Below are 22,647 nucleotides of genomic sequence, written 5' to 3'. Positions count from 1 at the left end.
GGTGCCATGCCGGTCATCCCGCGTCCAGCGAGAACCCGGCTTCGCCCCGCACCCGCCCGTTGACCTGGATCTGCACCAGGTGCTCGCCCGAGTGGTAGCGGCGGGTGGTGATCGGTTTGAAGGAGTGGCGGCGGGTCCCGGTGAGCTTCTCGCCGGGGGCGAGGGCGCGGGTGGCGAGCTTGAAGACCTTGGGGGTGCGGGTGCCGTTCGCCTTCACATGGTGGATGACGTAGTCCACGACCAGCTCGGCGGGCGTGCTGCCGCTGTTGGTGACGGCGTAGTCGAAGACCAGGTACCCGCCGACGGCGACCTGCGGGGTGCTGATGTGCGGTCCGTCGACGGTGACCAGTACGTCCGGCGCGTGTCCGAGCAGGGTCAGGGCCCCCGGGTGCCCGGCCTTGATCAGGGTGCGCAGACCGTGCCGGACGACCCGGCCGGTGGTGGGCGCGGCCAGCCAGGCCGCGGCGATCTCGACCGCGAGCTCCGGGTGGTCGCGGCTGATGTCGTTGAGGTGGTTGGCGACGGAGCGGCGCACGTACTCGGACTCGTCGCGGTACAGCGCGTCCAGTACCGGCCGCGCGGGCCTCGGGTCGGCGATGAAGGCCGGCAGCTGCGGTGCCCAGGGCAGCCGGGGCCGGGTTCCTTCGCTGGCGAGGCGCCGTACGTGCGGGTCCGGGTCGGCGGTCCAGTCCCGTACGACGGCCAGGGCGCGGGCCGGGTCCGCGCGCAGGAAGGGGCGTACGGCGGACTCGGCGGTGAGCCGGGGGGTGAGGTCGTGCAGCAGGGCGAGGCCGGGTTCGAAGGCCTCCAGTCCGCGGACGGCGACGGCCTCGTTCACCGGGAAGGTCATCCAGCCGTCGAAACGGCCGAGGCCGGGCCGGTCGGTGAGGGCGTTCCGCACGACGGCCTCGAAGCCGGGCCAGTCGGCGGGCAGGTCGGCGAGCACGGCGTCGCGGATGGCGGCCACGCGGGCGCTGTAGCTCAGCCCGTCGAGGGCATCGGCGCAGGTGAGGACGGTCGGGGCGGAGGTACGGCCGGCTGCTGCGGCGAGCAGCCGGGCGAGGGTCCTGACGGTATCCGCGCTGAGGAGTTCGTCTGCCGTGGGCATGGGCCCAGTCTGGCGGACGGGACCCCGGTCCGGGCGGGTTTCCGGGGGCCGGGAAAATTGCCACGGGAAAGTTTTGAATGGGGCAAAACGGGCATGGCTGCGGTTTCCGCATCCCGGAAGGTTGTGGCTGGTTCCTGTCGATGGCCGGATAGATGCCTGGGTGAACCTTGCATTGCGGGAGTGTGAACGATCTCGATCTCAAGATTCAAAGGAATTTAGGTGTGTGGAGTACCGGACTTAAGTCTTCCGGACAGGGAAACCGCAGCGTTTAGCGTCCTGACCCATGACACAGCTGGACGTTCGGCCCCGGGCCGGAGACACGGTAAGCGGCTCGGCCGAGGGCGGCGGCGTACGTGGCAAGGGGCTCGGCAAGGGGTCCGTCGGCCTGATGGGCAGCGCCGTCATCGGCATCTCCACCGTCGCCCCCGTCTACTGCCTGACCTCCACCCTGGGCTCCACGGCGGGCGAGGTCGGCCTGCAGATGCCGGCGGTCTTCCTGGCCGGCTTCCTGCCGATGCTCCTGGTCGCCTTCGCCTACCGCGAGCTGAACAAGGCCATGCCGGACTGCGGCACCTCGTTCACCTGGACCGTGAAGGCCTTCGGCCCCCGGATCGGCTGGATGTGCGGCTGGGGCCTGGTGATCGCCACGATCATCGTGCTCTCCAACCTCGCGGGCGTCGCCACCTCGTACTTCTGGCTCCTCGCCGGTGAGATCACGAACAACCCGTCGATCGCCGCACTGGACGAGAACAAGCCCGTCCACATCGTGACCTGTCTGGCCCTGATCGCCATCGCCACCGCGATCAGCTACCGCGGAATGACCGCCACCAAGGGTGTCCAGTACGCGCTCGTCGGCCTTCAGCTGGCCGTCCTCGCCATCTTCATCGCCATGGCCTTCCAGAAGGCCGCAGCCGGCAGCTTCGACACCGGCATGGACTTCTCCTGGTCCTGGATGAACCCCTTCGCGGTCGAGTCCATGGCGGCCTTCACCGCCGGACTCTCGCTCTCGATCTTCATGTACTGGGGCTGGGACGCCTGCCTGGCCTCCAACGAGGAGACCACCGGCTCCGAGAAGACCCCCGGCCGTGCCGCGCTCATCGCCATGGTCGTCCTGGTCGGCTCCTACCTGGCCACCGGCATCGCCGCGCAGATGGCCGTGGGGTCCGGCGGCGAGGGCCTCGGCCTCGCCAACGAGGAGACCTCGGGCAATGTCTTCGCCGCCCTGGCCGGCCCGGTGATGGGCCCGGTGCTCGGCATCCTGCTGTTCGTCGCGGTGCTGGCCTCCGCCGCCGCCTCCCTCCAGACCACCTTCATCCCGGTGGCCCGTACGGTGCTGGCGATGTCGACGTACGAGGCGCTGCCGCCCGCGTACGCCAGGGTCCACCCGAAGTTCAAGACCCCGGGGCGCGCCACCGTGATGGCGGGCATCGCGACCGGCGCGTTCTACACGATCATGACCCTGGTCAGCGAGAACGTCCTCACCGACACGATCTTCGCTCTGGGTCTGATGATCTGCTTCTACTACTCGCTGACCGCCTTCGCCTGCGCCTGGTACTTCCGCAAGGAGCTGCGCAACTCCGGCCGGGACCTCTTCCTGAAGGGCGTCTTCCCGGTGCTGGGCGGCCTGCTGCTGGCCGCGGTCTTCTTCAAGACCCTGTACGACGCCTGGGACCCGGCCTACGGCTCCGGTTCCACCATCCCCGGGGTGGGCGTCGGCAACGTCTTCGTGATCGGTGTGGGGCTGCTGGCTCTGGGCCTGGTCATCATGGAGGTCACGGCGCGCCGCAGCCCCGCCTTCTTCCGGGGCGAGGTGCTGACGAAGACGACCCCGTCGCTGATCGTCAAGGACTGAATCGATCGTTCACACCGCTGTGTCAATCTCCCGGGCCCCGGATCGAACCCCCTCGATCCGGGGCCCGGGTGCGTTCGGGGGAGCGCCGGGGGGTGTGCCGGTGACCAGGGGGGCGGCGGGATCGTTGGGGAGGGCATGAAGCTCATGAAGCGCACCCTGACCGCCCTCGCCCTCTCCGGCGGCGCCGCCGTCGCCCTGGTCCCCGCCGTCGCGCAGGCCGCGCACGCCGGGGAATCCCCCCTCAAGAGCACCCCGGTCACCGAGCGGCTGGTCGAGATCGTCGACAACCCGTCGCAGACCGTCACCGATGCCGAGACCGCCGTGGGCGTGGCCACCTCCGCGGTCGGCACCACCGCCAAGGCGACCGAGTCCTCCCTGGCGGGCGCGGAAGGCAACCTGCCGAGGACCCCCTCGGTCGGCTGACGCGCCGGGCCGCCGCCCCGACGGGAGAGGGCGCTCCCCAGCGGGCGGCCGGTCGTTGATCAGCTCATGATCCTTTGGCTGCTCAACCACTGCAGTACGCTCGCGCTCGGCTGCCTGATCGTCGGCGGCTTCATCGCCCTCGCGGTCGGCGGCAGCCTTGCCGCCCGCCGCCGGTTTCCCCATCTCGCGGCGGGCGAACACAACGAGATGGTCGGGGTCGCCCTCGGCATGTTCGGCGCGATCTACGGGATCATCCTCGCCTTCGTGGTCGTGACGCTGTGGACACAGCTGGAGAACACCCAGACGATCGTCTCGACCGAGGCCACCGACCTGGCGGTGGTGGTGCGCAGCGTGGAGGTGTTCCCGCAGGCCGAACGGGCGCGGATCGAGCAGGCGGTGGGGGAGTACGCGCACGCCGTGGTCGAGATCCAGTGGCCGCTGATGCGGGCCGGCGAGCCGAGCTACGACGCGACGGCGGAGCAGGCGCACGCGATGTACACGGCGCTCCAGGCGTACGAACCGACCACGGCGCGCACCCAGACCTTCTACGACGAGGCCGCGGGCCGGCTCAATGACGTGGCGGAGCAGCGCCGGGCGCGGATCACCATGGCCGAGACCTCGCTTCCGACGCTGCTGCAGGTCCTGGTGTACGGGGGTGCGCTGGTGATCCTGCCGCTCACCTTCCTGTTCGGCCTGCGCAGCCTGAAGATGCAGCTGCTGTTCGTATCGGCGGTGGCTGCGCTGATCGGCTTCAGCCTGTTGCTGGTGATGGTGCTGGACCGCCCGTTCGCGGGGGAACTCAGCGTGAGTCCGGCGCCGTACAAGCAGGCGGCACTGGAGAAGTTCTGGGAGGAGTGAGCAGTAGGGGGGTGGACGGGGGCGCTATCCGGCCAACCGGGGGGCGAGCGAACGTACTCGGCCACTTTGGCGGGGAAGGCTGTCGTCCGGTCGCGATGCGATGTGACGATCCGTCATGTCTCGAATAGTCATTCGAGAACAGGGAGGGGAGTCGTCATGCGCCACGCACGAACGCTGACCGCCACCGTACTTGCGGCCACCGCACTGACCGCAGTCCTGTTGACCGCCCCGGGCTCCGTCGCGGGGGAGGGGCCGGCCATACCGCCGCAGCGGCCCAACCCCGCGCCGTCCGCCGAGGCGAACGCCCGGGCGGAAGCGGTCGAGGAGGTCGAAACCAGCTACACCACGGCCGACGGAGTCACCCACGGAAGTGTCTACCTGGCCGCCCCCGGGGTGTCGGCCAAGGAGCTCGCCGCCAAGCTGCGGGCGGCCGGAGTGCGCGGGGTCGTCGAGCCCGGCGGCGTGTCCGCGATGGCGGGGAACTGCGGGTGGGGCAGTGCCGCGAACCTGGACGGCCAGTGCCCGGTGATCAACTGGCGTCGCAACGGCTACACGAACCCGCAGATCTACTACAACGACCGGTCCGGTGCGAGCTGGCCCCAGGGCACCGCGCTGACCCAGTGGAACCAGTCGCCGAACATCCATGTGGAGCGGGCCACCGGCGGCTGCCCCAACTACAGCGGCACCCACTGTGTCGATGTGGTGGACGGCAGCTACGGGGCCACCGGGTGGCTGGGGGTGACCAGCTACAGCTACGACTCGGCGCGCTACTTCATCGACGGCACGGTGTCGATCAAGTACAACAACTCGTATGCGTCGAACCACCGTGCCGTGGCCTGCCACGAGAGCGGGCACGCGTTCGGTGTCGGGCACAACACCAGTACCAACAGCTGTATGTACGGGGTGGGCCCGAACAGCAATGTGCCCAACGCGGATGACTATGCACTGATAGTGAACCGGCTCTATCCGCGCTAGGCGCAGCCGGGGGCGTCCGGGGCCGGGGTGAGGGTGACGGGTCGGTCGAGCCAGCCTGGGGCCTCGAAGCGGAGGCTGTCCGGGCCGGTCAGGGTGGCATAGCCGGGAACGACCGGCGGTCCCGAGCCGGGTCCCTGGGGGCCCGGGAGGTTCTGCGGGGTGGCGCGGACGGTGCCGGCCTGCCACATGCGGCCTGCGAAGGGCAGGTACTGCAGGCCGCAGTGCGCACTCCAGTCGACCGGGTACGCGCGGCCCACCTCGGCGGCGGTGGCGGCCGGGCCGGCGGCGGGCCGGCCCGGCGTCACCGTACGCCGTTCGAGTGCGGCGGACGGGGAGTCCGGTCCGGCGGTGGCCGAGGGGGCCGTTGCGGGCTTGCCGACGGTTGCCGCGCCGTCCGATCCGTTGAAGCCGAGGCCCAGCCCGATGACCGAGGCCAGAACCGCGCAGGTCAGAACGCCGGCCGCCGCGCCTGCCATCCGCCGCCGGTTCCGGCCGCGCCGGATCACCTCCTCGACCGGGGCCGGGCCGGCATGCTCGCCGTCCATGAGGTCCCGCAGCCCGGCCCGTAGCGCCCGTGCTTCCCGCTCCGCGTCTTCCGTGCTCATGAGATGGTCTCCTCGCCCTTCCGGTTCAAGCTGTCTCTGAGGTGCGCCAGGCCCCTGGCCGTACGGGACTTGACCGTTCCGATGCTGCACCCGATCAGTTCGGCGGTTTCGGCGATGCTGAGGTCTTCGTAGAAGCGCAGGACCAGTACAGTCCGCTGGTCGCGGGGGAGCGTGGCCATGGCCCGTGACAGGTCCACCCGCTGGCCCCAGCCGCGCTGCGGGTCCGGCCCGGCACGGTCGGGGAGGACTCCGTGCGGCAGCTCCCCGCGCCAGCGGCGACGCCACCAGGAACCGTGCACATTGACCAGCACCCGGCGCGCATAGGCGACCGGGTCCTCCCAGCCGCGCCGCCGGGACCAGGCCAGATAGACCTTCAGCAGGGCCGTCTGGGTCAGGTCCTGCGCGGTGTCCCGGTCGGCTGCGAGCAGGAGCGCCGTACGCAACATCCGCGGGTAGACGGCCTGCGCGAACTCGGCGAATTCCGCGTCCCGCTCCACGTGGTCCCCTCTCCGGCCGGGCACTGCATCCCGCACTCTGACCGTCTGGAGGGTCCGAAAGGTTCCGTCGGATTCCCGCTCGCGGCCGGCAGCCGGGGGAATGCTTACGCACGGTGACTCTCGCGGTCCAGGAGTGAGACTCGTACAACCGCGTTTGTACGAGCTCTGGTGCTGCCGAAACCCCTGGTCGACGCGGGAATGTGAGGGTGTGACAGGGCTGCGGCGACCGGCCGCTACTTCCGTACAGACGTTCACTCAGCGTTTCAGTTCCACCCGGCGGGGTGCTCGGCTGGCGCGGCATCTGGCTGTGATCGAGCTGGTCGACTGGGGGGTGCCGCTCGGGTGCGAGGTCTCCGATGCGGCTGCCCTGGTGGTGGCCGAGCTGGTGGGCAATGCCGTGACCCACGGGCGGGTGCAGGGGCGGGACTTCGAGCTGCGGATGGTGCTGGTGCACCGGGTGTTGCGGATCGAGGTGTCCGATGCCCGGCGGGACCGGCGGCCCGTGCTGCGGGAGCACGAGTCGCGGGCCGAGGGAGGCTACGGTCTGCGGATCGTGGAGGCGCTGGCCGCAGGGTGGGGGGTGCACGACCGGGTGGTCGGCAAGACCGTGTGGGCCGAGCTGACCGTCGGCGATTAGAAGGGCCCTCGGGGCTGTTACAGGGCCTTGGCGCTGGCCAGGATCGTGTCGACCTCCTCGCGTTCCGCCGGGTCCGACTCCTGGGTGAGTCCCAGGAGGAAGGCGGAGCGGTCGGCGGTGAGGGTGGTGACGGTGAAGCGGAGGTGGGCCGTGCCGGCCTTGCCGTCGTCGATCTTGAGGGTGACCGTGTGGGCCAGGTTGCCGCTGACCTCGGTCGGCCGCGAGTCGGTGAGGGTGGAGCGGCCGTCCGGGAAGAAGAAGGCCGCGTTGGAGCGGGCGGAGCGTTCCGTCTGCCGCTTGAGGTCCGCCTCGGCGATGGCTCCGGCGCGGCCCGCCAGCACCGTGCCGGCCGACTCCTTGGAGATCGTCGAGGTGAACGCGTTGATCAGATCCCCCTGCTTCTCCGGCTGCTTCCAGCCCTCGGGGATTCCGTACGACAGGCCCGCGGCCTGGTCGGTGACCCGGGGGCGGCCCGCCAGCGGGCTGTCGTCTTCGTCGTACGTGCCGAGCAGCCACCAGCCGCCCGTGACGGCCACCGCGAGCAGGACGAGGGCCAGGACGGCGGCCAGGACCGTGCGGCGGGCGCGCGGAGGCCGCATGGCCGGCGGCGGGCCGAAGGCGGCGGGTGCGGGGGTGTTCGGGGGCTGCGGCGGGGTGGTCATGGGACCAGCCTCGCGGCTGCGGGGCGGGCCGGCCTGAGTGGCCGTACTCAGGCCGGTACTCAGAAGAGTCCTCAGAAAGGTCTTCAGGCCGCTACAGGTACTGGGCGAAGTCGTCCAGGGTGCGCAGGACTTCGGGCTCGGCGGCCGAGGGCAGTTGCAGGACGACCTCCTCGATGCCCAGGTCCGCGTAGTGCGCGAGCTTCCCCGGGTTGGGCTGCACGGCGTACGGGACGACCTGGAGCGCCTTCGGCTCGCGGCCGGCCAGTTCCCATGCGGCCCGCAGCACCGGCAGCGACTCGGAGAGCCCGCGCCCGCCGATCGGCAGCCAGCCGTCCGCGTACTCCGCGATGTGCGTGAACAGCTTGGGACCCGCCGCCCCGCCGATCAGGGTCCGCGGGCCGTGCAGGGGGAGGCCGCCGGCCAGCTCGCGGGCGGGCTGCGCGGGCTTGGGGTGGGCGAAGCTGGCCCGGACCGAGCCGAACTCGCCGATGTAGCCCTCCGGTTGCGGGGCCCACAGGGCCCGCATCAACGCCATCCGGTCGCGGACCAGTTCGCGGCGGGTGCCCCAGTCGACGCCGTGGTCGGCGGCCTCCTCCACATTCCAGCCGTACCCGACGCCCAGGGTGAACCGGCCGCCGGACAGGTGGTCCAGGGTGGCCACCCGTTTGGCCAGGTCCACCGGATCGTGCTGGGCGACCAGGGTGATCCCGGTGCCGAGCCGCAGCCGTTCGGTGACGGCGGCGGCCTGGGCGAGCGCCACAAAGGGGTCGAGGGTCCGGCCGTACTGCTCGGGCAGCTCCCCGCCCATCGGGGCGGGGGTGTCCCGGGCGACCGGGATGTGGGTGTGCTCGGGCAGGTACAGGGCGGCGAACCCGCGTTCCTCCATGCTGCGGGCGATCCGGACCGGGGTCAGGGTCCGGTCCGTCAGGAAGATGGTGGCGGCGATCCTCATGTGCTGACACCTCCGTCAAGTGGATGCCCCACCGTACGGTCTGCACCGGCGAATGCCGAGAGGGCTGCCCGCGCGGCTACCGCACCGCTGCCCGTGCCCGCTGCCCGCGCCGCTACGCCGCTACCCGCGCGGGTAGCGCGCCAGCCAGCCCGAGGAGGAGACCGCCGGGCCGTGCAGGGTCGGGCCCTGGGTCATCTCCAGCGCGAAGTCGTCCGAGATCTCCAGGATCGTCGCCCGCCCCTCCAGGTCCGCCAGCCAGGGGGCCGGCAGGGCCGTCTCCCCGTGCAACGCCCCCAGCAGGGCACCGCACAGCGCACCCGTGGCCGTCGAATCGCCGCCGTGGTTGACGGCGAGGCGCAGGCCGTGCCGGATGTCCTCCGCGACCATGGCGCAGTACACCGCCACGGCGAGGGCATCCTCCGCGTCCCGGCCGTCGCCGGGGGAGAGGGACTCCACCGCCTTCGGGGACGGCGGTGCGGCGGTCACCGCCGACACGGCCCGCTGCAGGGCGTCCGTGACCGGCTGCCGGCCGGGCCGCGCCTCCAGCAGACCCACGGCCCGCTGCACCGAGGCGTCCAGCGTCTCGCCCCGGGTCAGGCCGTGCACGATCACCGCGAAGGCCCCGGCGGAGAGATAGGCGGTGGGGTGGCCGTGGCTCTGCGCGGCGCACTCCACGGCGAGCTGGAGGACCAGCGCCGGTTCCCAGCCCACCAGCAGCCCGAACGGGGAGGAGCGGACGGTCGCGGCGGCGTCCCGGGCGGTCGGGTTCTTCGGCTTGTCCAGGGTGCCGAGGATCTCGTCGCCGAATCCGGTGAGGCAGGCCCGGTCGGGTCCGCGCCGGGCGTAGAGCCATTCCTCGTGCGCCAGCCAGCCGTTGTCCTTGCGCCGCTCGTCCGGGCCCCAGTCGTGCTGGGTGGCGGCCCACCGCAGGTAGGCGCGGTGGATGTCGGTGGGCGGGTGCCAGGCTCCGGTGTCCCGGCGTACGTGGGCCCGGATCAGCCCGTCCACGGTGAACAGGGTGAGTTGGGTGGAGGCGGTGACCGCGCCCCGGCGGCCGTAGGCGGTGGCCGGTTCGGTCAGGCCCTCCAGGCCGTGGGTTTCCCGGATGCCCGCCAGGGAGAGGCCGGCCACGGGTGCGCCGAGGGCGTCGCCGATGGCGGCGCCGAGCAGGGTGCCGCGGACCCGGCTGCGGAAGTCCTGCTGCTCGGTGCGGCCCCAGAGCCCGGTTGTCACGCCGCTGGTCACGGCACCCGTTTCGGCACCTGTTCCGGCTCCGGTGCCGTCCCCTTGCCGCTCCGCCGTGCTCTCTGCCACCAGGTCCATCCGGTCTCTCCCCCACCCCTCGTTCTGGCGCGCACTGTAGTGGACAGCTTCGGTCGAAATCGGAAGCCCTATGTCAAGCAGCCTGTAAGTAAGCGCAGAAAGGCCGGAAACCGAACAGTTCCGGCCGACCTTCTGGCAGTGACTGCTTGGGTGGCACGTTTTGTCACTGTCTTTCCCGGCGGCCGGTTTCGGCCACATCGCGTTCATGCCCGGTTTCCCCGCGCGGCCCAGCCTCGCAGTCATGAAGAAGGCAACCCTCGCCGCGACCGCCGTCGCCTCCGCCCTCACCCTCTCCCTCACGGTGGCCCCGTCCGCCACCGCCACCGTCTCCCAGCACTTCCCCGGCCGGCACTCCGACCGGCACGCGATCCCGTTCACCGAGGCCACCGTCACCGCCTCCGCCGACGGTTCCTCGTACACCCTGAAGTGGAAGGCCCAGGGCGCGAAGCGGGTCGCCGTCAAGGCCAACGGCAAGGTCGTCGCCAAGGGCGGCGCCACCGGCGAGGCCGTGGTCACCGGCCTGCCCGCCGCCGACCGCCAGTGGTTCGACTTCGACGCCGACCGCGGCGCCGGCCTGCGCCTCGCCGACCGGCTGGTCAAGCTCGACGGCGCGGTCAACTTCCGTGACGCGGGCGGCTACCGCACCGCGAACGGCCAGTGGGTCAAGATGGGCGAGGTCTACCGCTCCGACGCCCTCGACAAGCTGACCGAGAACGACCTCGCCAAGCTCCGGCGGCTGCGCATCGAGACGGTCTTCGACCTCCGCATGGCCGACGAGCGCGCCAAGGACCCCGACAAGGTCCCGGCCGGTGCCCGGTACGTGGTCGCGGACGTGTTCGCGGGCTCCGGCTCGTTCCAGACCCTGCCGAAGACCCCCGACGAGGCGGTCAAGGCCATGGTCGACGCCGAGAAGGCCATGGTCAGCGGCGAGGGCGGCAAGAAGGCCTACAGCCAGGTCTTCGACGGCGTCCGCCGCGACCACAGCCGGGCCGTGCTCTTCCACTGCACCGCCGGCAAGGACCGCACCGGCTGGGCCGACGCCGCCCTGCTGACCGCCCTCGGGGTGCCGCAGGAGACGGTGATGGCCGACTACCTGGCCAGCAACGACTACCGCAAGGCCGCCAACGACGCGATCCTCGACCACCTCCCGCCCCAGCAGGCCGCCGTCTACAAGCCGCTGCTCGACGTCCGCCCCGAGTACCTCAACTCCGGTTACGACGAGGTGAAGGCGGCCTACGGCACCTTCGACCGCTACCTCGAGGACGGCCTCGGCATCGACGCCCGCGAGCTGAAGCGCCTGAAGAAGGACCTGCTCGTCGGCTGACCCGACGGCTGTACCAGCGTCACTCCAGGACCGGCAGCAGGTCCGGCAGGTGGCCGTCCGAAGCGGCGGCCACCTGCTGCCGTTCCTCCGGCACCTCCCCGTACAGCGTCGTACGGGCCTTCGCCGGCCGGCCCGCCGCCTCCGCCACCGCCACCAGGTCCCGGACCGACTTGTACGAGCCGTAACTCGATCCGGCCATCCGGGAGATGGTCTCCTCCATCAGGGTCCCGCCCAGATCGTTCGCACCGGACCGCAGCATCTCGGCCGCGCCCTCCGCACCCAGCTTCACCCAACTGGTCTGGATGTTGGTGATGTGCGGGTGCAGCAGGATCCGGGCCATCGCCGTCACCGCCCGGTTGTCCCGCACCGTCGGCCCCGGCCGGGCGATGCCCGCCAGGTAGACCGGTGCATTGGTGTGGATGAACGGCAGGGTCACGAACTCCGTGAAACCCCCGGTCCGCTGCTGGATGCCGGCCAGGGTGCGGAAGTGGCCCAGCCAGTGCCGGGGCTGGTCCACATGCCCGTACATCATGGTGGACGAGGAGCGGATGCCCAGCTCGTGCGCGGTGCTCACGACATCGATCCAGTCGGCGGCCGGCAGCTTCCCCTTGGTCAGCACCCAGCGGACCTCGTCGTCCAGGATCTCCGCCGCCGTCCCCGGAATGGAGTCCAGCCCGGCCTCCTTGGCCGCGGTCAGCCAGTCCCGCACCGACATCCCGGTCCGGGTCGCCCCGTTGACCACCTCCATCGGGGAGAAGGCGTGCACATGGATGCCCGGCACCCGCTCCTTCACCGCCCGCACGATGTCGAAGTACGCCGTTCCCGGCAGGTCCGGGTGGATGCCGCCCTGCATGCACACCTCGACCGCGCCGACCTCCCAGGCCTGCGCCGCCCGCTCGGCGACCTGATCCAGCGACAGGGTGTAGGCGTCCGCGTCGGTGCGGCGCTGCGCGAAGGCGCAGAACCGGCAGCCGGTGTAGCAGACGTTGGTGAAGTTGATGTTCCGGGTCACGATGTACGTGACCTCGTCCCCGACCACCGACTTCCGCAGGTCGTCGGCGATCCGGCAGAGCGCGTCCAGCGCCGGCCCGTCCGCGTGCAGCAGGGCCAGTGCCTGTTCGTCGGTGAGCCGTTCCGGGTCGTCGGCGGCCTGCGCCAGGGCCGCCCGTACGTCCGTGTCGATGCGCTCGGGGAGCATGCCGGGGGCCGCCGCCTCGCGCAGGGCGTCCCAGTCCCCGTAGACGTGGTCGAAGTCCTCCCGGCGGTCGCCGGTGCGGCCCTCGGTGTCGATGGTGTGGTGCAGGTCGGTCCGCCCGGCGGAGGTGAAGGCCTCCTCCGGCTCCTGCCACGGGCGGCCCGTGACCTCGGCCGCCTCGTTCGCCAGACCCGTCTGCGGATCGGCCAGCGCCCGTACGTGCGGCAGCAGCCGCGGGTCCAGCCACGGCTCGCCGCGCACCACGAACTCCGGGTACACGCACAGCCGCTCGCGCAGCGCGAAGCCCGCCGCCGCCGACTGCTCGGCCAGCAGGTCGATCTGGGGCCAGGGGCGCTCGGGGTTGACGTGGTCCGGGGTCAGCGGGGAGACCCCGCCCCAGTCGTCGATCCCGGCGCCGATCAGGCGGGCGTACTCCCCGTCGACCAGGTTCGGCGGGGCCTGCAGGCAGCCCGAGGGGCCCATGATGTGCCGGGCGACCGCGATGGTCGCCACGAGGTCGTCCAGCTCGGCGTCCGGCATGCCGCGCATCGCCGTGTCCGGCTTGGCGCGGAAGTTCTGGATGATCAGCTCCTGGATGCCGTGGTACGCCCGCGAGATCCGCCGCAGCGCGAACAGCGACTCCGCGCGCTCCTCGTACGTCTCCCCGATCCCGATGAGCAGGCCGGAGGTGAACGGCACGGACGAGCGCCCGGCGTCCTCCAGCACCCGCAGCCGTACGGCGGGCTCCTTGTCGGGGGAGCCGTGGTGCGGGCCGCCCGGCTCGGACCACAGGCGCTCGGCCGTGGTCTCCAGCATCATGCCCATGCTGGGCGCGACGGGCTTGAGGCGCTGGAAGTCCGCCCAGGACATCACGCCCGGGTTGAGGTGCGGCAGCAGCCCGGTCTCCTCCAGGATCCGGATGGAGATGGCCCGCACGTACGAGATCGTGTCGTCGTAGCCGTGCGCCTCCAGCCACTCGCGCGCCTCGGGCCAGCGGTCCTCGGGCTTGTCGCCGAGGGTGATGAGCGCTTCCTTGCAGCCGAGCTCGGCGCCCCGGCGGGCGATGTCGAGCACCTCGTCCGGGGACATGAACATCCCGTGCCCGGCGCGCCGGAGCTTGCCGGGGACGGTGGCGAACGTGCAGTAGTGGCACTTGTCGCGGCACAGCCGGGTGAGGGGGATGAACACGCTCTTCGAGTACGTGATCACCCCCGGCCGGCCCGCCGCCGCCAGTCCCGCGTCGCGCACGCGCGCGGCGGAGGCGGCCAGGTCGTCCAGGTCCGCTCCGCGGGCCTGGAGCAGGACCGCGGCCTCGGTGACGTCGAGGGCGACTCCGTCGCGGGCCCGCCGCAGCGCGCGGCGCATGGCGTTGTCGGTCGGGGCGGCGGCGTTGCCAGGAGTGGTCATGCTGTGAGGATACGATCCGAGGAATGGGCCGCGGCACGGGCGACCGTCGGCCACCGGCGGTCCCGGACGGCCGTCCTCACCGCATCAGCTCACCGGCGTTGACCAGCAAGGACTGGCCGGTTATCGCCCGCGCCCGGTCGGAGGCGAGGAAGGCGGCGGCATCGGCCACATCCCCGTCGGTGGCGAGTTCCGGCAGTGCCATCCGCTCGGTGAGCCGGTTCAGCACCTGGTCCTCGGCAACCTGTTCGCTGTGCGCGGTGAAGGTGACGTACGCCTGTACCGGCGGACCCCACATCCAGCCGGGCAGCACGGTGTTGACGCGGATGCGGTGCGGGCCGAGCTCGCGGGCCATGGAGTACATCGCGGAGGTGAGCGCCCCCTTGGAGGCGGCGTAGGCGGCCTGCTGCACCTGCGAGGGCGCGGCCACCGCCGACTGGGTCCCGATGATGACCACCGACCCGCCGCGCTCCTTGAGCGCGGGCAGGCAGGCGCGGGTCATCCGGAGCGTGCCCAGCAGGTTCACATCGATGATCTGCTGCCAGGTGCCGAAGTCCGCGTCCGCCAGTCCGCCGAAGTGCGAGTCCCAGGCGGCCACGTGCACGACGGCGTCGATCCGGCCGAACCGCTCGACGGCGAGGGCCGCCAGGGCCTCGCACTGCGTCTCGTCCGTGATGTCGGTGGTCCGGTAGGCGGTGTGGGTGCCGTCGGGGTCGATCTCGACGGCGGACTTGGCGAGATTGGCCTCGGTCCGGGCCCCGAGCACGGCGTTCCCGCCGTCCCGTACGACGGTGGCGGCCACCTGGTGCCCGAGCCCGGCCCCGACGCCGGAGACGATGACGGTCTTTCCCTGGAGCAGCATGGGCTTCGCCTCCCGGCGGGGACCGATATTCTGACGGTGCGTCAGAATAGGCTCCCGCGGTCCGGGTGGGAACCCCCGTGCCGGGCGCGCCGCCCGAGGTCCGTACCGCGGCGGCTCAGGAGGCCGAGCGGGCCGAGGCCTTCAGGCGGGTGAGGCCCTCCGCGATCTCCGCGGGGGTGTGGGTGGTGAAGGACAGGCGGAGGGTGCGGGGGTCCGGGGTGCCGGTGAAGAAGGGGGCACCGGGGACGAACGCCACGTCGTGGGCGACCGCCGACTTCAGCAGGGCCGTCGCGTCCCAGCCCTCCGGCAGGCGGGCCCAGACGAACATGCCGCCCTCGGGCCGGTTCCACGCGGACCCGGCCGGCAGGGCCTCGGCGAGACCCGCGAGCAGGGCGTCGCGCCGGGCGCGGTAGGCGGTGCGGATGCGGGACACATGGCCGTCGAGGTCGGCGGCGGCCAGATAGTGCGCGGCAGCCAGCTGGTCCACGGTGGAGGTGTGCAGATCGGCCGCCTGCTTGGCCACCACCGCGGCCCGCCGCAGCGCGGCCGGCGCCCGCAGCCAGCCCAGCCGGAGCCCCGGCGCCATGATCTTGGAAAAGCTGCCGAGCAGGGCCGTACGGTCCGCCGCTTCCGGAAGGGCCGCCAGCCAGGGCACCTCGGCGCCCTCGTACCGCAGTTCCCCGTACGGGTCGTCCTCCACCAGCCACAGGCCCAGCCGGGCCGCAATCCCGGCGACCGCGGCCCGCCGGGCGGCCGGCAGGGTGCGCCCGGTCGGGTTCTGGAAGGTCGGCACCGAGTAGAACAGCTTCGGCCGCTCCCGCCGGACCACCTCCTCCAGCGCCTCCGGCAGCACCCCCTCCTCGTCGCAGGGCACCGGCACCACCCGGGCCCCCGCGAGCCCGAAGCACTGGAGGGCCGCCAGGTAGGTGGGGTTCTCGACCAGGACCACATCGCCGGGCTCGACCAGGGTGGCCGTGATCAGCGCCAGTGCCTGCTGCGAGCCGGTGGTGACGAGCAGGTCCTCCGGCGTGGTGGGCAGCCCGCGGGCGCCGATCCGTGCGGCCACCGCCTCGCGGAGCTCGGGCGCGCCCTCCGTGGTCGAGTACTGCAACGCCCGCCGGGCCGCCCCCGCGAAGGCGGCGTCGTACGCGGCCCGCAGCCCCTCGCCGTCGAAGAGCTCGGGCGCGGGCAGGCCGCCGGCGAAGGAGATCACCCCGAGCCGTTCGGTGAGCGCCAGGATCTCCCGTACGGGTGAGCCCCCGACCGAGGTCGCACGGGCGGCGAACGAGGGGGGCAGCTGCTGCTGGTCGCTCATGCGGGCTCCTTGGCTGAAACGGTTCGGTGACCGCCGACACCCTAGTGAAGAAGTGTGTATCCGCCAATCATTTGTTCACGGACTCCCCAACTGATGGTTCATCAGCTAGACCGGTGCCATGACGAATGCCGAAGAGGAACGCGGGGAACGCGGCGCCGGGTACGCGGAGCTGGCCGCGGTCGGGCCGTACGGGGTGCGCCCCGGGCATGCGCTGATCACCATGGTGGAGCCGCACCCGGGCCACGAGTACGCGTACAACCGCTGGTACGAGGACGACCACTACTACGCCGGGGCCATGGCCATGCCCTGGATGTACGCCGGGCGGCGCTGGGTGGCCACCCGGGACCTCCAGGACCTGCGGTACCCCGAGAAATCGGCGGTGGCCCAGCCCGTCACCGCCGGCTGCTACCTCTCCACCTACTGGGTGACCGAGGGCCGCTACGACGAGCACATGAAGTGGACCGTCGGGATCAACAAGCGGCTCAACCGGGACGGCCGGGTCTACCAGGACCGGACGCATGTGTTCACGTCCTTCCAGGACCACGAGGCGACCGTCTACCGGGACGGTGCCGCCGGCCCCCGGGACTACCACGCGCTGGACCACCCGTACGCCGGGCTCGTCCTCCAGGTGATCGACGCGGACGGGCCCGGGCAGCGGGCGGAGCTGCTGGAGTGGCTGCGCTCGCGGGCGCTGCCGAAGCGGCTGGTCGGCGGGCCGGCGGCCATGGTGACGGTCTTCCGGCCGACGCCGCTGCCCGGGGACCGGATGACCTATGTGAAACAGGTCGAGGGGGTCGGCACCCGGCTGACCCTGCTCTGGTTCCTGGAGACCGACCCCCGGGACTGCTGGGACCGGTTCGGCGGACTGGACACCGACGTCGCAGAGGCCGGGCTGGGCCGGGTGGAGCTGGTGGCGCCGTTCATCCCCACGGTGCCCGGGACCGACCGGTACGTCGACCGGCTGCGCCACTAGGCGGCCACCTCCCAGGGGAGTGTCCGGGCATGGCCGAGCCCCCTCGGCCGGGACGGCGGACCAGTCGAGAGGGCTCTTTCGATGGTGCTGGGACGGGTGGGCCGGGTTCTCGCCGTGACGCTCAGGCGAGACGTCCCAGCGTGCCCTCGGTGACTCCGTTGACGAACGAGGTCCACGAGGCCGGCGCGAAGGTGACGGACGGACCGTCCTGCACCTTCGAGTCACGGACCGCGATGGCCTCCATGATCGGGGACTTGACCTCGATGCACGCACCGTTTCCGGCGGAGTAGGAGGACTTGGTCCAGTTTTCGGTGGCACCCTGACGAATAGCCATGTTCTCTCCGGTCCAGCGAGTTCTGCCAATGTGGCGCCAACCTTTTCCTGGTTGGCGTGATCGACGCTACTCGCACCGCCCGTTGGGTGAAGAGGTCATTCACTCGACCGGGTGGCATATTCCATTCAGGCCTTCTGTGGCCGGGAGGTGACGGTGTACCGTACCGGCCTCCCCGCCCACGCACCGGCAACGAGGCCCTTATCAGGGCCTCTCGGCCCCTCTCAGCCCTTCTGTGCGTATTGGGCAATGATGTCGGAGATAAACTCCCGGGTCTGGTCCACATTGTGTGCCTGGGCGCGCAGATGCTCGTACATCACGCTGTACTTCTGCACATCATTGGCCTTTTCCAGGTACAAATCGCTCGTCACGCCCTCGATGTAGACGACCGTGGAGTCGGATGCGTCGGGGAATTCCAGAATGGCGTACTGCCCGTTCAGTCCCGGATGCGCGCCCATCGAGAACGGCATCACCTGGACGGTGACGTGCGGCAGTTCCGACTGCTCTATCAGGTGCTCCAGCTGCCGGATCATCAACTGCTCGTCGCCCACGCGCCGGCGCAGCGCCGCCTCGTCGATGACAGCCCACAGCCGCAGCGGACCGACCTCCGGATTGTTGTTGGCGGTCTCCGACAGCCGGTCCTGGCGCCGCATGCGGACCTGGACGCGCTTGTCGATGTCCAGCGGCGAGGTCTCCGGCAGCGCGCCGCGGATGATGGCCTGGGCGTACTCCGGGGTCTGCAGCAGCCCAGGCACCACCTGCGGCTCGTACACCCGCAGGCTGGCGGCATCGGTCTCCAGACCGATGTAGACGCTGTACGGGATATCGCCGAAGGCGTGCCACCAGCCCTGCTGCCGGGAGTCCTTGGCCATCTGCATGAGCGAGTCCACGAGCCTCCGGTCCTCCACCTCGTACACCTCGCACAGGTCGCGGACGTCCCGCTGGCTGATGGACCGGCGGCCGTTCTCCAGTCGGCTGATCTTGGACTGGGAGACCAGCAGGCGCTCGGCGACCTGTTCGGCCGTCATGCCCTTGTCCTCACGGAGCTTGCGCAACTCCATGCCGAGCCGGCGCCGTCGGACGGTGGGATTGACATTGGACGCCACGGGATCGGCACCTCCGCCTTCTGTCTCTTGCGTGCTCTGTGCGCGCTGCGTGTCTGATAGTGAGCAGACTGCCACCGAACGGCGCGTCACCGCTGGGGAATGTGCGGGAAACACAGACGCGCGGGGCGGCGGGGCCGGCGGACCGGCCCTGCCACCCCGCGCGCTGGCGGCTTCCGGACCGGGGCGAAGGGGCGGCCCCGGTCACGGCGACGGCATTGCTGTGGATCTGCTGGTACGGGTCGTACGGTGCCGGTGCTGTTTGCGCGTGGCTCAGTGCGCAGCGCCGGCGCGGGCCATCGGGGCGCCCCGGCGCGGCTGCAGCGGAAGGCCGCTCGCTGCCGTGGCCCGGGCGGCCGGGGCCGGTGCGGATGCCGGTGCCGCCGCGGCACGTTCGCGGCGCGGCTGTGCTGCCACACCGTTCTGAACGTCCATCACGGCATGCGCCACGAGGCCGCCCATCGGGTCGTGCCGGATCAGGTCCCGCAGTCGGGACCTGGACGAACGACCCTCGTTGCCGGGGTACAGGTGCTTGCCGAGACCGACCGCGTGGGCCAGTGCGGCGAGCGCCGCGGTCCGCGGGTCCGGTGGTACGCCGGTGCGGATCGCACTGTCGAGCCGGGCACGGATCTCCCGGCTGATGGCCGTGTCGGTCGCCTGGTAGCGCGTCGTCGGCAGCACCCCGCACATCTGTCCCGCCACGGCATGCACCATGCCGCACCGCTCCAGATGAGCGAGGTAAATCTGGCGGAGCCCCAGCCGGGGTCCACCGATCCAGTGGACGGCCCGGACCGGGCTGCCGCGCCTGCGCAGCAGTTCCAGTGCGGAGTCCAAAGTCGGATCTCCTGTCGGCCGTGGCATCACCACGGCGATACGATCCCCATCAGGGGCTATCCGTCCTGCCAGAGCCAGCTCCACTAGCTGTGCCCCGGCCAGGCCGAGGTCGAGCGACTGCGGCTGCGCCGTGGTTCCCGTGGCCGGGTCCAAGGCGAGCAGCAGAAGCTCCTCCGGAATTGTTCTGCGGCTCCTGCCCATCCATGCCTCCCCGCGTGGATGAGTGACAGGGTGACCCCTCTCACATTCATCTGTCGAGAGTGCCTGTCTTCTTTGTGGGGGAACCGGCAGCTATGTCGTTCTCGTCTAGCACGGGGGCGATGCCCCCTAGACGGGACACTGTTAGACGGTTCGGACAGCGATGGAGGAGGAACTGGTGGCGGGCGAGTCCCCCGACAAGTCGGTAGAGCAGGGTTCGGGTTCGTCGGGAGCGGCGGCGGAGAGCGAACCGAAGGTTTCGGGGTCGTCGACTTCATCGGCATCGGCATCGGCATCGGCTCCGTCGCCGGAGCGTGACCCCCGCCTGTCGGTGCTGCGCCCGCGCGATGCGGCCGAACCGCAGGACCCGCTGCGGGCGGCGGTCGCCGCGTGGGTCGCAGGCGCGGACCCCGAGCCGACCGACGGCCCGGCGGCCAAGTACGCGGCTTCGCCTGCATCGACGGCCGAGGCGGCTGCGAAGTCGGCGACGGCTTCCGCTTCCACGCCGGAGGCGCCGGAGGCGCCCGCTGAGGCGGGTTCCGGTTCCGGGTCGGCCGGGAAGGGCGGGGCTGACGCCCCGGACGCCGCTGAGGCGGACTCGGAGCGGACCGCGGTCTTCCGCGCGGTGAAGCTGGACGCGGGTTCTGTTTCCGCGCCGGAGGCGCCGGACGCCGAGGCCGCCGCTGGCGCGGCTGCGCCGGCTGCGCCGAAGGCGCCCGCTGAGGCGGGTTCCGGTTCCGGGCCGGCCGGGAAGGGCGGCGCTGATGCTCGCGCCGCTGCGCCGGATTCGGAGCGGACGGCCGTCTTCCGTGCGGTGAAGCTGGACGCGGGTTCTGTTTCCGCGCCGGAGGCGTCGGACGCCGAGCCCGCCGCTGGCGCGGCTGCGCTGGAGGCTCCCGCTGAGGCGGGTTCCGGTTCCGGGTCGGCCGGGAAGGGCGGGGCTGACGCCCCGGACGCCGCTGAGGCGGACTCGGAGCGGACCGCGGTCTTCCGCGCGGTGAAGCCGGACGCGGCTTCCGCTTCCGCGCCGGAGGCGGCGGCGCCGGCTGGGAAGGGCGGGGCTGACGCTCCCGCCGCGCCCGCGGACTCGGAGCGGACCGCGGTGTTCCGCGCGGTGAAGCTGGACGCGGGTTCTGTTTCCGCGCCGGAGGCGTCGGACGCCGAGCCCGCCGCTGGCGCGGCTGCGCTGGAGGCTCCCGCTGAGGCGGGTTCCGGTTCCGGGTCGGCCGGGAAGGGCGGGGCTGACGCCCCGGACGCCGCTGAGGCGGACTCGGAGCGGACCGCGGTCTTCCGGGCGGTGAAGCCGGGCGCCGGCGCGGGTTCCGGTTCCGGGCCGGCCGCCAAGGCCTCGGCCGAGCCGGACGTCGAGCGTACGACCATGTTCCGTGCGGTGAAGCCGGCCGCCGCCGGCGGTGACTCCGCGAAGCGTGACGGCGTTCTCCGTGGCATGCGCGATGACTCCGCACCCGCACCCGCCCCCGCCACCGCAGCTCCCGCAGATTCCGCTTCCGGTTCGGAGGACGGCGAGAAGACCGCCGTCTTCCGCGCTGTCCCCACGGACGCCCCCGCCGACGCCGGCAAGGACGAGGCCGGCAAGGACGACGCCGGCTGGTTCCGGCCCAGCGGCCGGCCCGAGGCCCGTAACGGCAGCGGCAGCGGCAGCGGTAACGGCAGCAGCACCTTCGTACCCCTGCGTACCGATGACGACCTGCCCCGCACCCCTGCCAAGCCCGAGCCCAAGGCGGAGCCAAAGGCAGCGCCCGCGCCCAAGGCGCAGCCCAAGGCGGAGCCGGTCGCGTTGACCGGGGCCGAGCGGACCACGCAGCAGCCGCTGCCGCCCAAGCCGCCGCTCGACCTGCTCGCCGAGCTCACCAACAACCCGCCCCCGCCGCCCAGCGCCATGCGGACCACCGTCCGGCGGGTCAAGATCTACGCGCCGCTGCTCGTGCTGCTCATCGTCGTCCTCGGCATCGTCCAGCTGGTCCGCCCGCTTCCCGACCCGAAGCTGACCATGACGGCCCAGAACAGCTTCACCTTCGACGGGGCCGCGCCGCAGCTGCCCTACCCCAACGACGGCCAGTCGTTCATGGCCGCCGCGGGCCTCGGCACCGTCGGTTCCTCCGGCGAGCAGAAGCCCGTCCCGATCGCCAGCGTGACCAAGGCCATGACGGCGTACATCATCCTGCGCGACCACCCCCTCAAGAAGGGGGAAGACGGTCCGATGATCCCGGTCGACAAGCTCGCCGAGACCGAGGGCCAGAAGGACAAGTCGGACAACGAGTCCACCCTCAACACGGTGAAGGAGGGCCAGTCGATCTCTCAGTACGACGCGATCGCCGCCCTCATGATCCCCTCCGCGAACAACATCGCGCGGCTGCTCGCCCGCTGGGACACCGGCGGTGACCAGGAGGCGTTCGTCAAGAAGATGAACGACACCGCCAAGGAACTCGGCATGACCAACACCACGTACACGGACCCCTCGGGTCTGGACGCGACCACGGTCAGCACCGCCGAGGACCAGGTCAAGCTCGGCCTGAAGATCGTCGAGATGGAGGCCCTGGTCGCGATCACCAAGCTGCCCGAGTGGACCGACGCCTCCGGCAAGAAGTGGCGGAACTGGAACGACCTCGTTCCGTTCAACGGCTCGCTCGGCATCAAGACCGGCTCCACCACCAAGGGCGGCGGCAACCTGCTCTTCGCCGCCGAGAAGAAGGTCGGCAAGACCAACCAGCTGATCGTGGGCGCGGTCCTCGGCCAGCACAAGACGCCGATCCTCGGCACCGCGATCGCCGCCAGCAAGGACATGATGCTGGCCACGCAGAAGATGCTGACCAGTGCGCCGGTGGTGAAGAAGGGCCAGGTCGTCGGGTACGTGGACGACGGCCTCGGCGGTCAGACCCCGGTGATCGCCACCGCCGACGTGGAGGCGGTCGGCTGGCCTTCGGTGACGGTGGCCATCAAGCTGAGTGCCGGAGACGGCAAGCTGCCGCAGTCGGCGAAGGCCGGCACCGAGGTCGGTCTGCTGACCGTCGGTGAGGGCGCCAGCCAGGTCAAGGTGCCGGTGGCACTGAAGAGCGACCTGGCCGCTCCCGGCCTCGGGAGCAAGCTGACCCGGCTCGGCTGACGTCGGCCGAGCCACAGCCGAGACACAGGTGACGACTCCGGCGCCCCGGGCAACCCCGGGGCGCCGGTACGCGTCTTCGGGTCAGATGCCCG

General features: G+C 71.5%; 20 protein-coding genes. 8 read left to right on the top strand and 12 right to left on the bottom strand.

What is annotated here, in order from left to right:
• Window positions 1-13 precede the first annotated feature (13 nt).
• Complete coding sequence (locus tag DEJ50_RS13920; protein ID WP_150208317.1) at window positions 14-1,108, bottom strand: DNA alkylation repair protein; 1,095 nt, start codon at window positions 1,106-1,108, stop codon at window positions 14-16.
• 283 nt (window positions 1,109-1,391) lie between these two features.
• On the opposite strand from DEJ50_RS13920, the gene DEJ50_RS13915 reads away from it, so the two are divergent.
• The 4 genes from DEJ50_RS13915 to DEJ50_RS13900 all read left to right on the top strand — a co-directional run bounded on the left by DEJ50_RS13915 (window position 1,392) and on the right by DEJ50_RS13900 (window position 5,216).
• Window positions 1,392-2,960 carry an APC family permease gene (locus DEJ50_RS13915; RefSeq protein WP_150208316.1) on the top strand — a complete coding sequence of 523 codons (1,569 nt, stop codon included), beginning with the start codon at window positions 1,392-1,394 and terminating at the stop codon, window positions 2,958-2,960.
• 135 nt (window positions 2,961-3,095) lie between these two features.
• Window positions 3,096-3,383 carry a hypothetical protein gene (locus DEJ50_RS13910; protein WP_150208314.1) on the top strand — a complete coding sequence of 96 codons (288 nt, stop codon included), beginning with the start codon at window positions 3,096-3,098 and terminating at the stop codon, window positions 3,381-3,383.
• A gap of 66 nt (window positions 3,384-3,449) precedes the next feature.
• Window positions 3,450-4,241, top strand: coding sequence for a DUF4239 domain-containing protein (locus DEJ50_RS13905; RefSeq protein ID WP_150208312.1), 792 nt, complete (start codon window positions 3,450-3,452; stop codon window positions 4,239-4,241).
• 156 nt (window positions 4,242-4,397) lie between these two features.
• On the top strand, window positions 4,398-5,216 hold the full coding sequence (locus DEJ50_RS13900; RefSeq protein ID WP_150208311.1) for a hypothetical protein: 819 nt from the start codon (window positions 4,398-4,400) through the stop codon (window positions 5,214-5,216).
• On the opposite strand, the gene DEJ50_RS13895 is transcribed toward DEJ50_RS13900, so the two are convergent.
• Together DEJ50_RS13895 and DEJ50_RS13890 are read right to left on the bottom strand one after the other, a co-directional pair.
• Window positions 5,213-5,821 (bottom strand): hypothetical protein, encoded by a 609-nt coding sequence (locus DEJ50_RS13895; protein WP_150208309.1) that lies wholly within the window; start codon window positions 5,819-5,821, stop codon window positions 5,213-5,215. The two genes, DEJ50_RS13900 and DEJ50_RS13895, sit on opposite strands and share 4 nt — an antisense overlap.
• The gene (locus DEJ50_RS13890) at window positions 5,818-6,318 is read right to left on the bottom strand and encodes a SigE family RNA polymerase sigma factor (protein ID WP_223837747.1); all 501 of its coding nucleotides are present in this window, start codon (window positions 6,316-6,318) and stop codon (window positions 5,818-5,820) included. Before DEJ50_RS13890 ends, DEJ50_RS13895 begins: the two co-directional genes overlap by 4 nt.
• 307 nt (window positions 6,319-6,625) lie before the next feature.
• On the opposite strand from DEJ50_RS13890, the gene DEJ50_RS13885 reads away from it, so the two are divergent.
• Window positions 6,626-6,955, top strand: coding sequence for an ATP-binding protein (locus tag DEJ50_RS13885; protein WP_411757604.1), 330 nt, complete (start codon window positions 6,626-6,628; stop codon window positions 6,953-6,955).
• A 17-nt stretch (window positions 6,956-6,972) separates the two neighbouring features.
• Here DEJ50_RS13885 and DEJ50_RS13880 read toward each other — a convergent pair whose 3' ends face one another.
• The 3 genes from DEJ50_RS13880 to DEJ50_RS13870 all read right to left on the bottom strand — a co-directional run bounded on the left by DEJ50_RS13880 (window position 6,973) and on the right by DEJ50_RS13870 (window position 9,802).
• Entirely contained in the window at window positions 6,973-7,617 is a 645-nt protein-coding gene (locus DEJ50_RS13880) for a hypothetical protein (RefSeq protein ID WP_150208307.1), read from the bottom strand.
• 91 nt (window positions 7,618-7,708) lie between these two features.
• Window positions 7,709-8,569 (bottom strand): TIGR03619 family F420-dependent LLM class oxidoreductase, encoded by an 861-nt coding sequence (locus tag DEJ50_RS13875; protein WP_150208305.1) that lies wholly within the window; start codon window positions 8,567-8,569, stop codon window positions 7,709-7,711.
• Between the two features lie 120 nt (window positions 8,570-8,689).
• On the bottom strand, window positions 8,690-9,802 hold the full coding sequence (locus DEJ50_RS13870) for an ADP-ribosylglycohydrolase family protein (RefSeq protein ID WP_150212115.1): 1,113 nt from the start codon (window positions 9,800-9,802) through the stop codon (window positions 8,690-8,692).
• A 331-nt stretch (window positions 9,803-10,133) separates the two neighbouring features.
• Between DEJ50_RS13870 and DEJ50_RS13865 the strand changes: the two genes are divergently transcribed.
• Window positions 10,134-11,216, top strand: a complete 1,083-nt coding sequence (locus tag DEJ50_RS13865) for a tyrosine-protein phosphatase (protein ID WP_150208303.1) — start codon at window positions 10,134-10,136, stop codon at window positions 11,214-11,216.
• 19 nt (window positions 11,217-11,235) lie between these two features.
• On the opposite strand, the gene DEJ50_RS13860 is transcribed toward DEJ50_RS13865, so the two are convergent.
• From DEJ50_RS13860 to DEJ50_RS13850, 3 genes are all read right to left on the bottom strand, one after another.
• Window positions 11,236-13,818 (bottom strand): bifunctional FO biosynthesis protein CofGH, encoded by a 2,583-nt coding sequence (locus tag DEJ50_RS13860; RefSeq protein WP_150208302.1) that lies wholly within the window; start codon window positions 13,816-13,818, stop codon window positions 11,236-11,238.
• Window positions 13,819-13,894: 76 nt separating this feature from the next.
• Window positions 13,895-14,677 (bottom strand): SDR family oxidoreductase, encoded by a 783-nt coding sequence (locus DEJ50_RS13855; protein ID WP_150208300.1) that lies wholly within the window; start codon window positions 14,675-14,677, stop codon window positions 13,895-13,897.
• Between the two features lie 115 nt (window positions 14,678-14,792).
• Window positions 14,793-15,992: a PLP-dependent aminotransferase family protein gene (locus DEJ50_RS13850; RefSeq protein ID WP_150208299.1), complete on the bottom strand. Its 1,200-nt coding sequence runs from the start codon at window positions 15,990-15,992 to the stop codon at window positions 14,793-14,795.
• A gap of 118 nt (window positions 15,993-16,110) precedes the next feature.
• Here DEJ50_RS13850 and DEJ50_RS13845 point away from each other — a divergent pair, with 118 nt between their 5' ends.
• A complete protein-coding gene (locus DEJ50_RS13845; protein ID WP_150208297.1) occupies window positions 16,111-16,965 on the top strand; it encodes a hypothetical protein in 855 nt (284 codons plus the stop codon).
• A gap of 121 nt (window positions 16,966-17,086) precedes the next feature.
• Here the strand turns inward: DEJ50_RS13845 and DEJ50_RS13840 are convergent, their stop codons facing one another.
• The 3 genes from DEJ50_RS13840 to DEJ50_RS13830 form a co-directional block, all read right to left on the bottom strand.
• Window positions 17,087-17,299, bottom strand: a complete 213-nt coding sequence (locus tag DEJ50_RS13840) for a DUF397 domain-containing protein (protein WP_150208295.1) — start codon at window positions 17,297-17,299, stop codon at window positions 17,087-17,089.
• Window positions 17,300-17,520: 221 nt separating this feature from the next.
• Window positions 17,521-18,402 (bottom strand): helix-turn-helix domain-containing protein, encoded by an 882-nt coding sequence (locus DEJ50_RS13835; RefSeq protein ID WP_150208293.1) that lies wholly within the window; start codon window positions 18,400-18,402, stop codon window positions 17,521-17,523.
• 270 nt (window positions 18,403-18,672) lie between these two features.
• Complete coding sequence (locus DEJ50_RS13830) at window positions 18,673-19,434, bottom strand: GOLPH3/VPS74 family protein (protein ID WP_150208292.1); 762 nt, start codon at window positions 19,432-19,434, stop codon at window positions 18,673-18,675.
• 328 nt (window positions 19,435-19,762) lie between these two features.
• Here DEJ50_RS13830 and DEJ50_RS34660 point away from each other — a divergent pair, with 328 nt between their 5' ends.
• Complete coding sequence (locus DEJ50_RS34660; RefSeq protein WP_223837746.1) at window positions 19,763-22,555, top strand: D-alanyl-D-alanine carboxypeptidase family protein; 2,793 nt, start codon at window positions 19,763-19,765, stop codon at window positions 22,553-22,555.
• The last annotated feature ends 92 nt before the right edge of the window (window positions 22,556-22,647 follow it).

It is taken from the genome of Streptomyces venezuelae, assembly GCF_008642295.1.
In the GTDB taxonomy this organism is placed as follows: domain Bacteria; phylum Actinomycetota; class Actinomycetes; order Streptomycetales; family Streptomycetaceae; genus Streptomyces; species Streptomyces venezuelae_C.
Note: the sequence above shows the minus strand (reverse complement) of the source record. Positions and strands in the feature narration are given on the sequence as shown.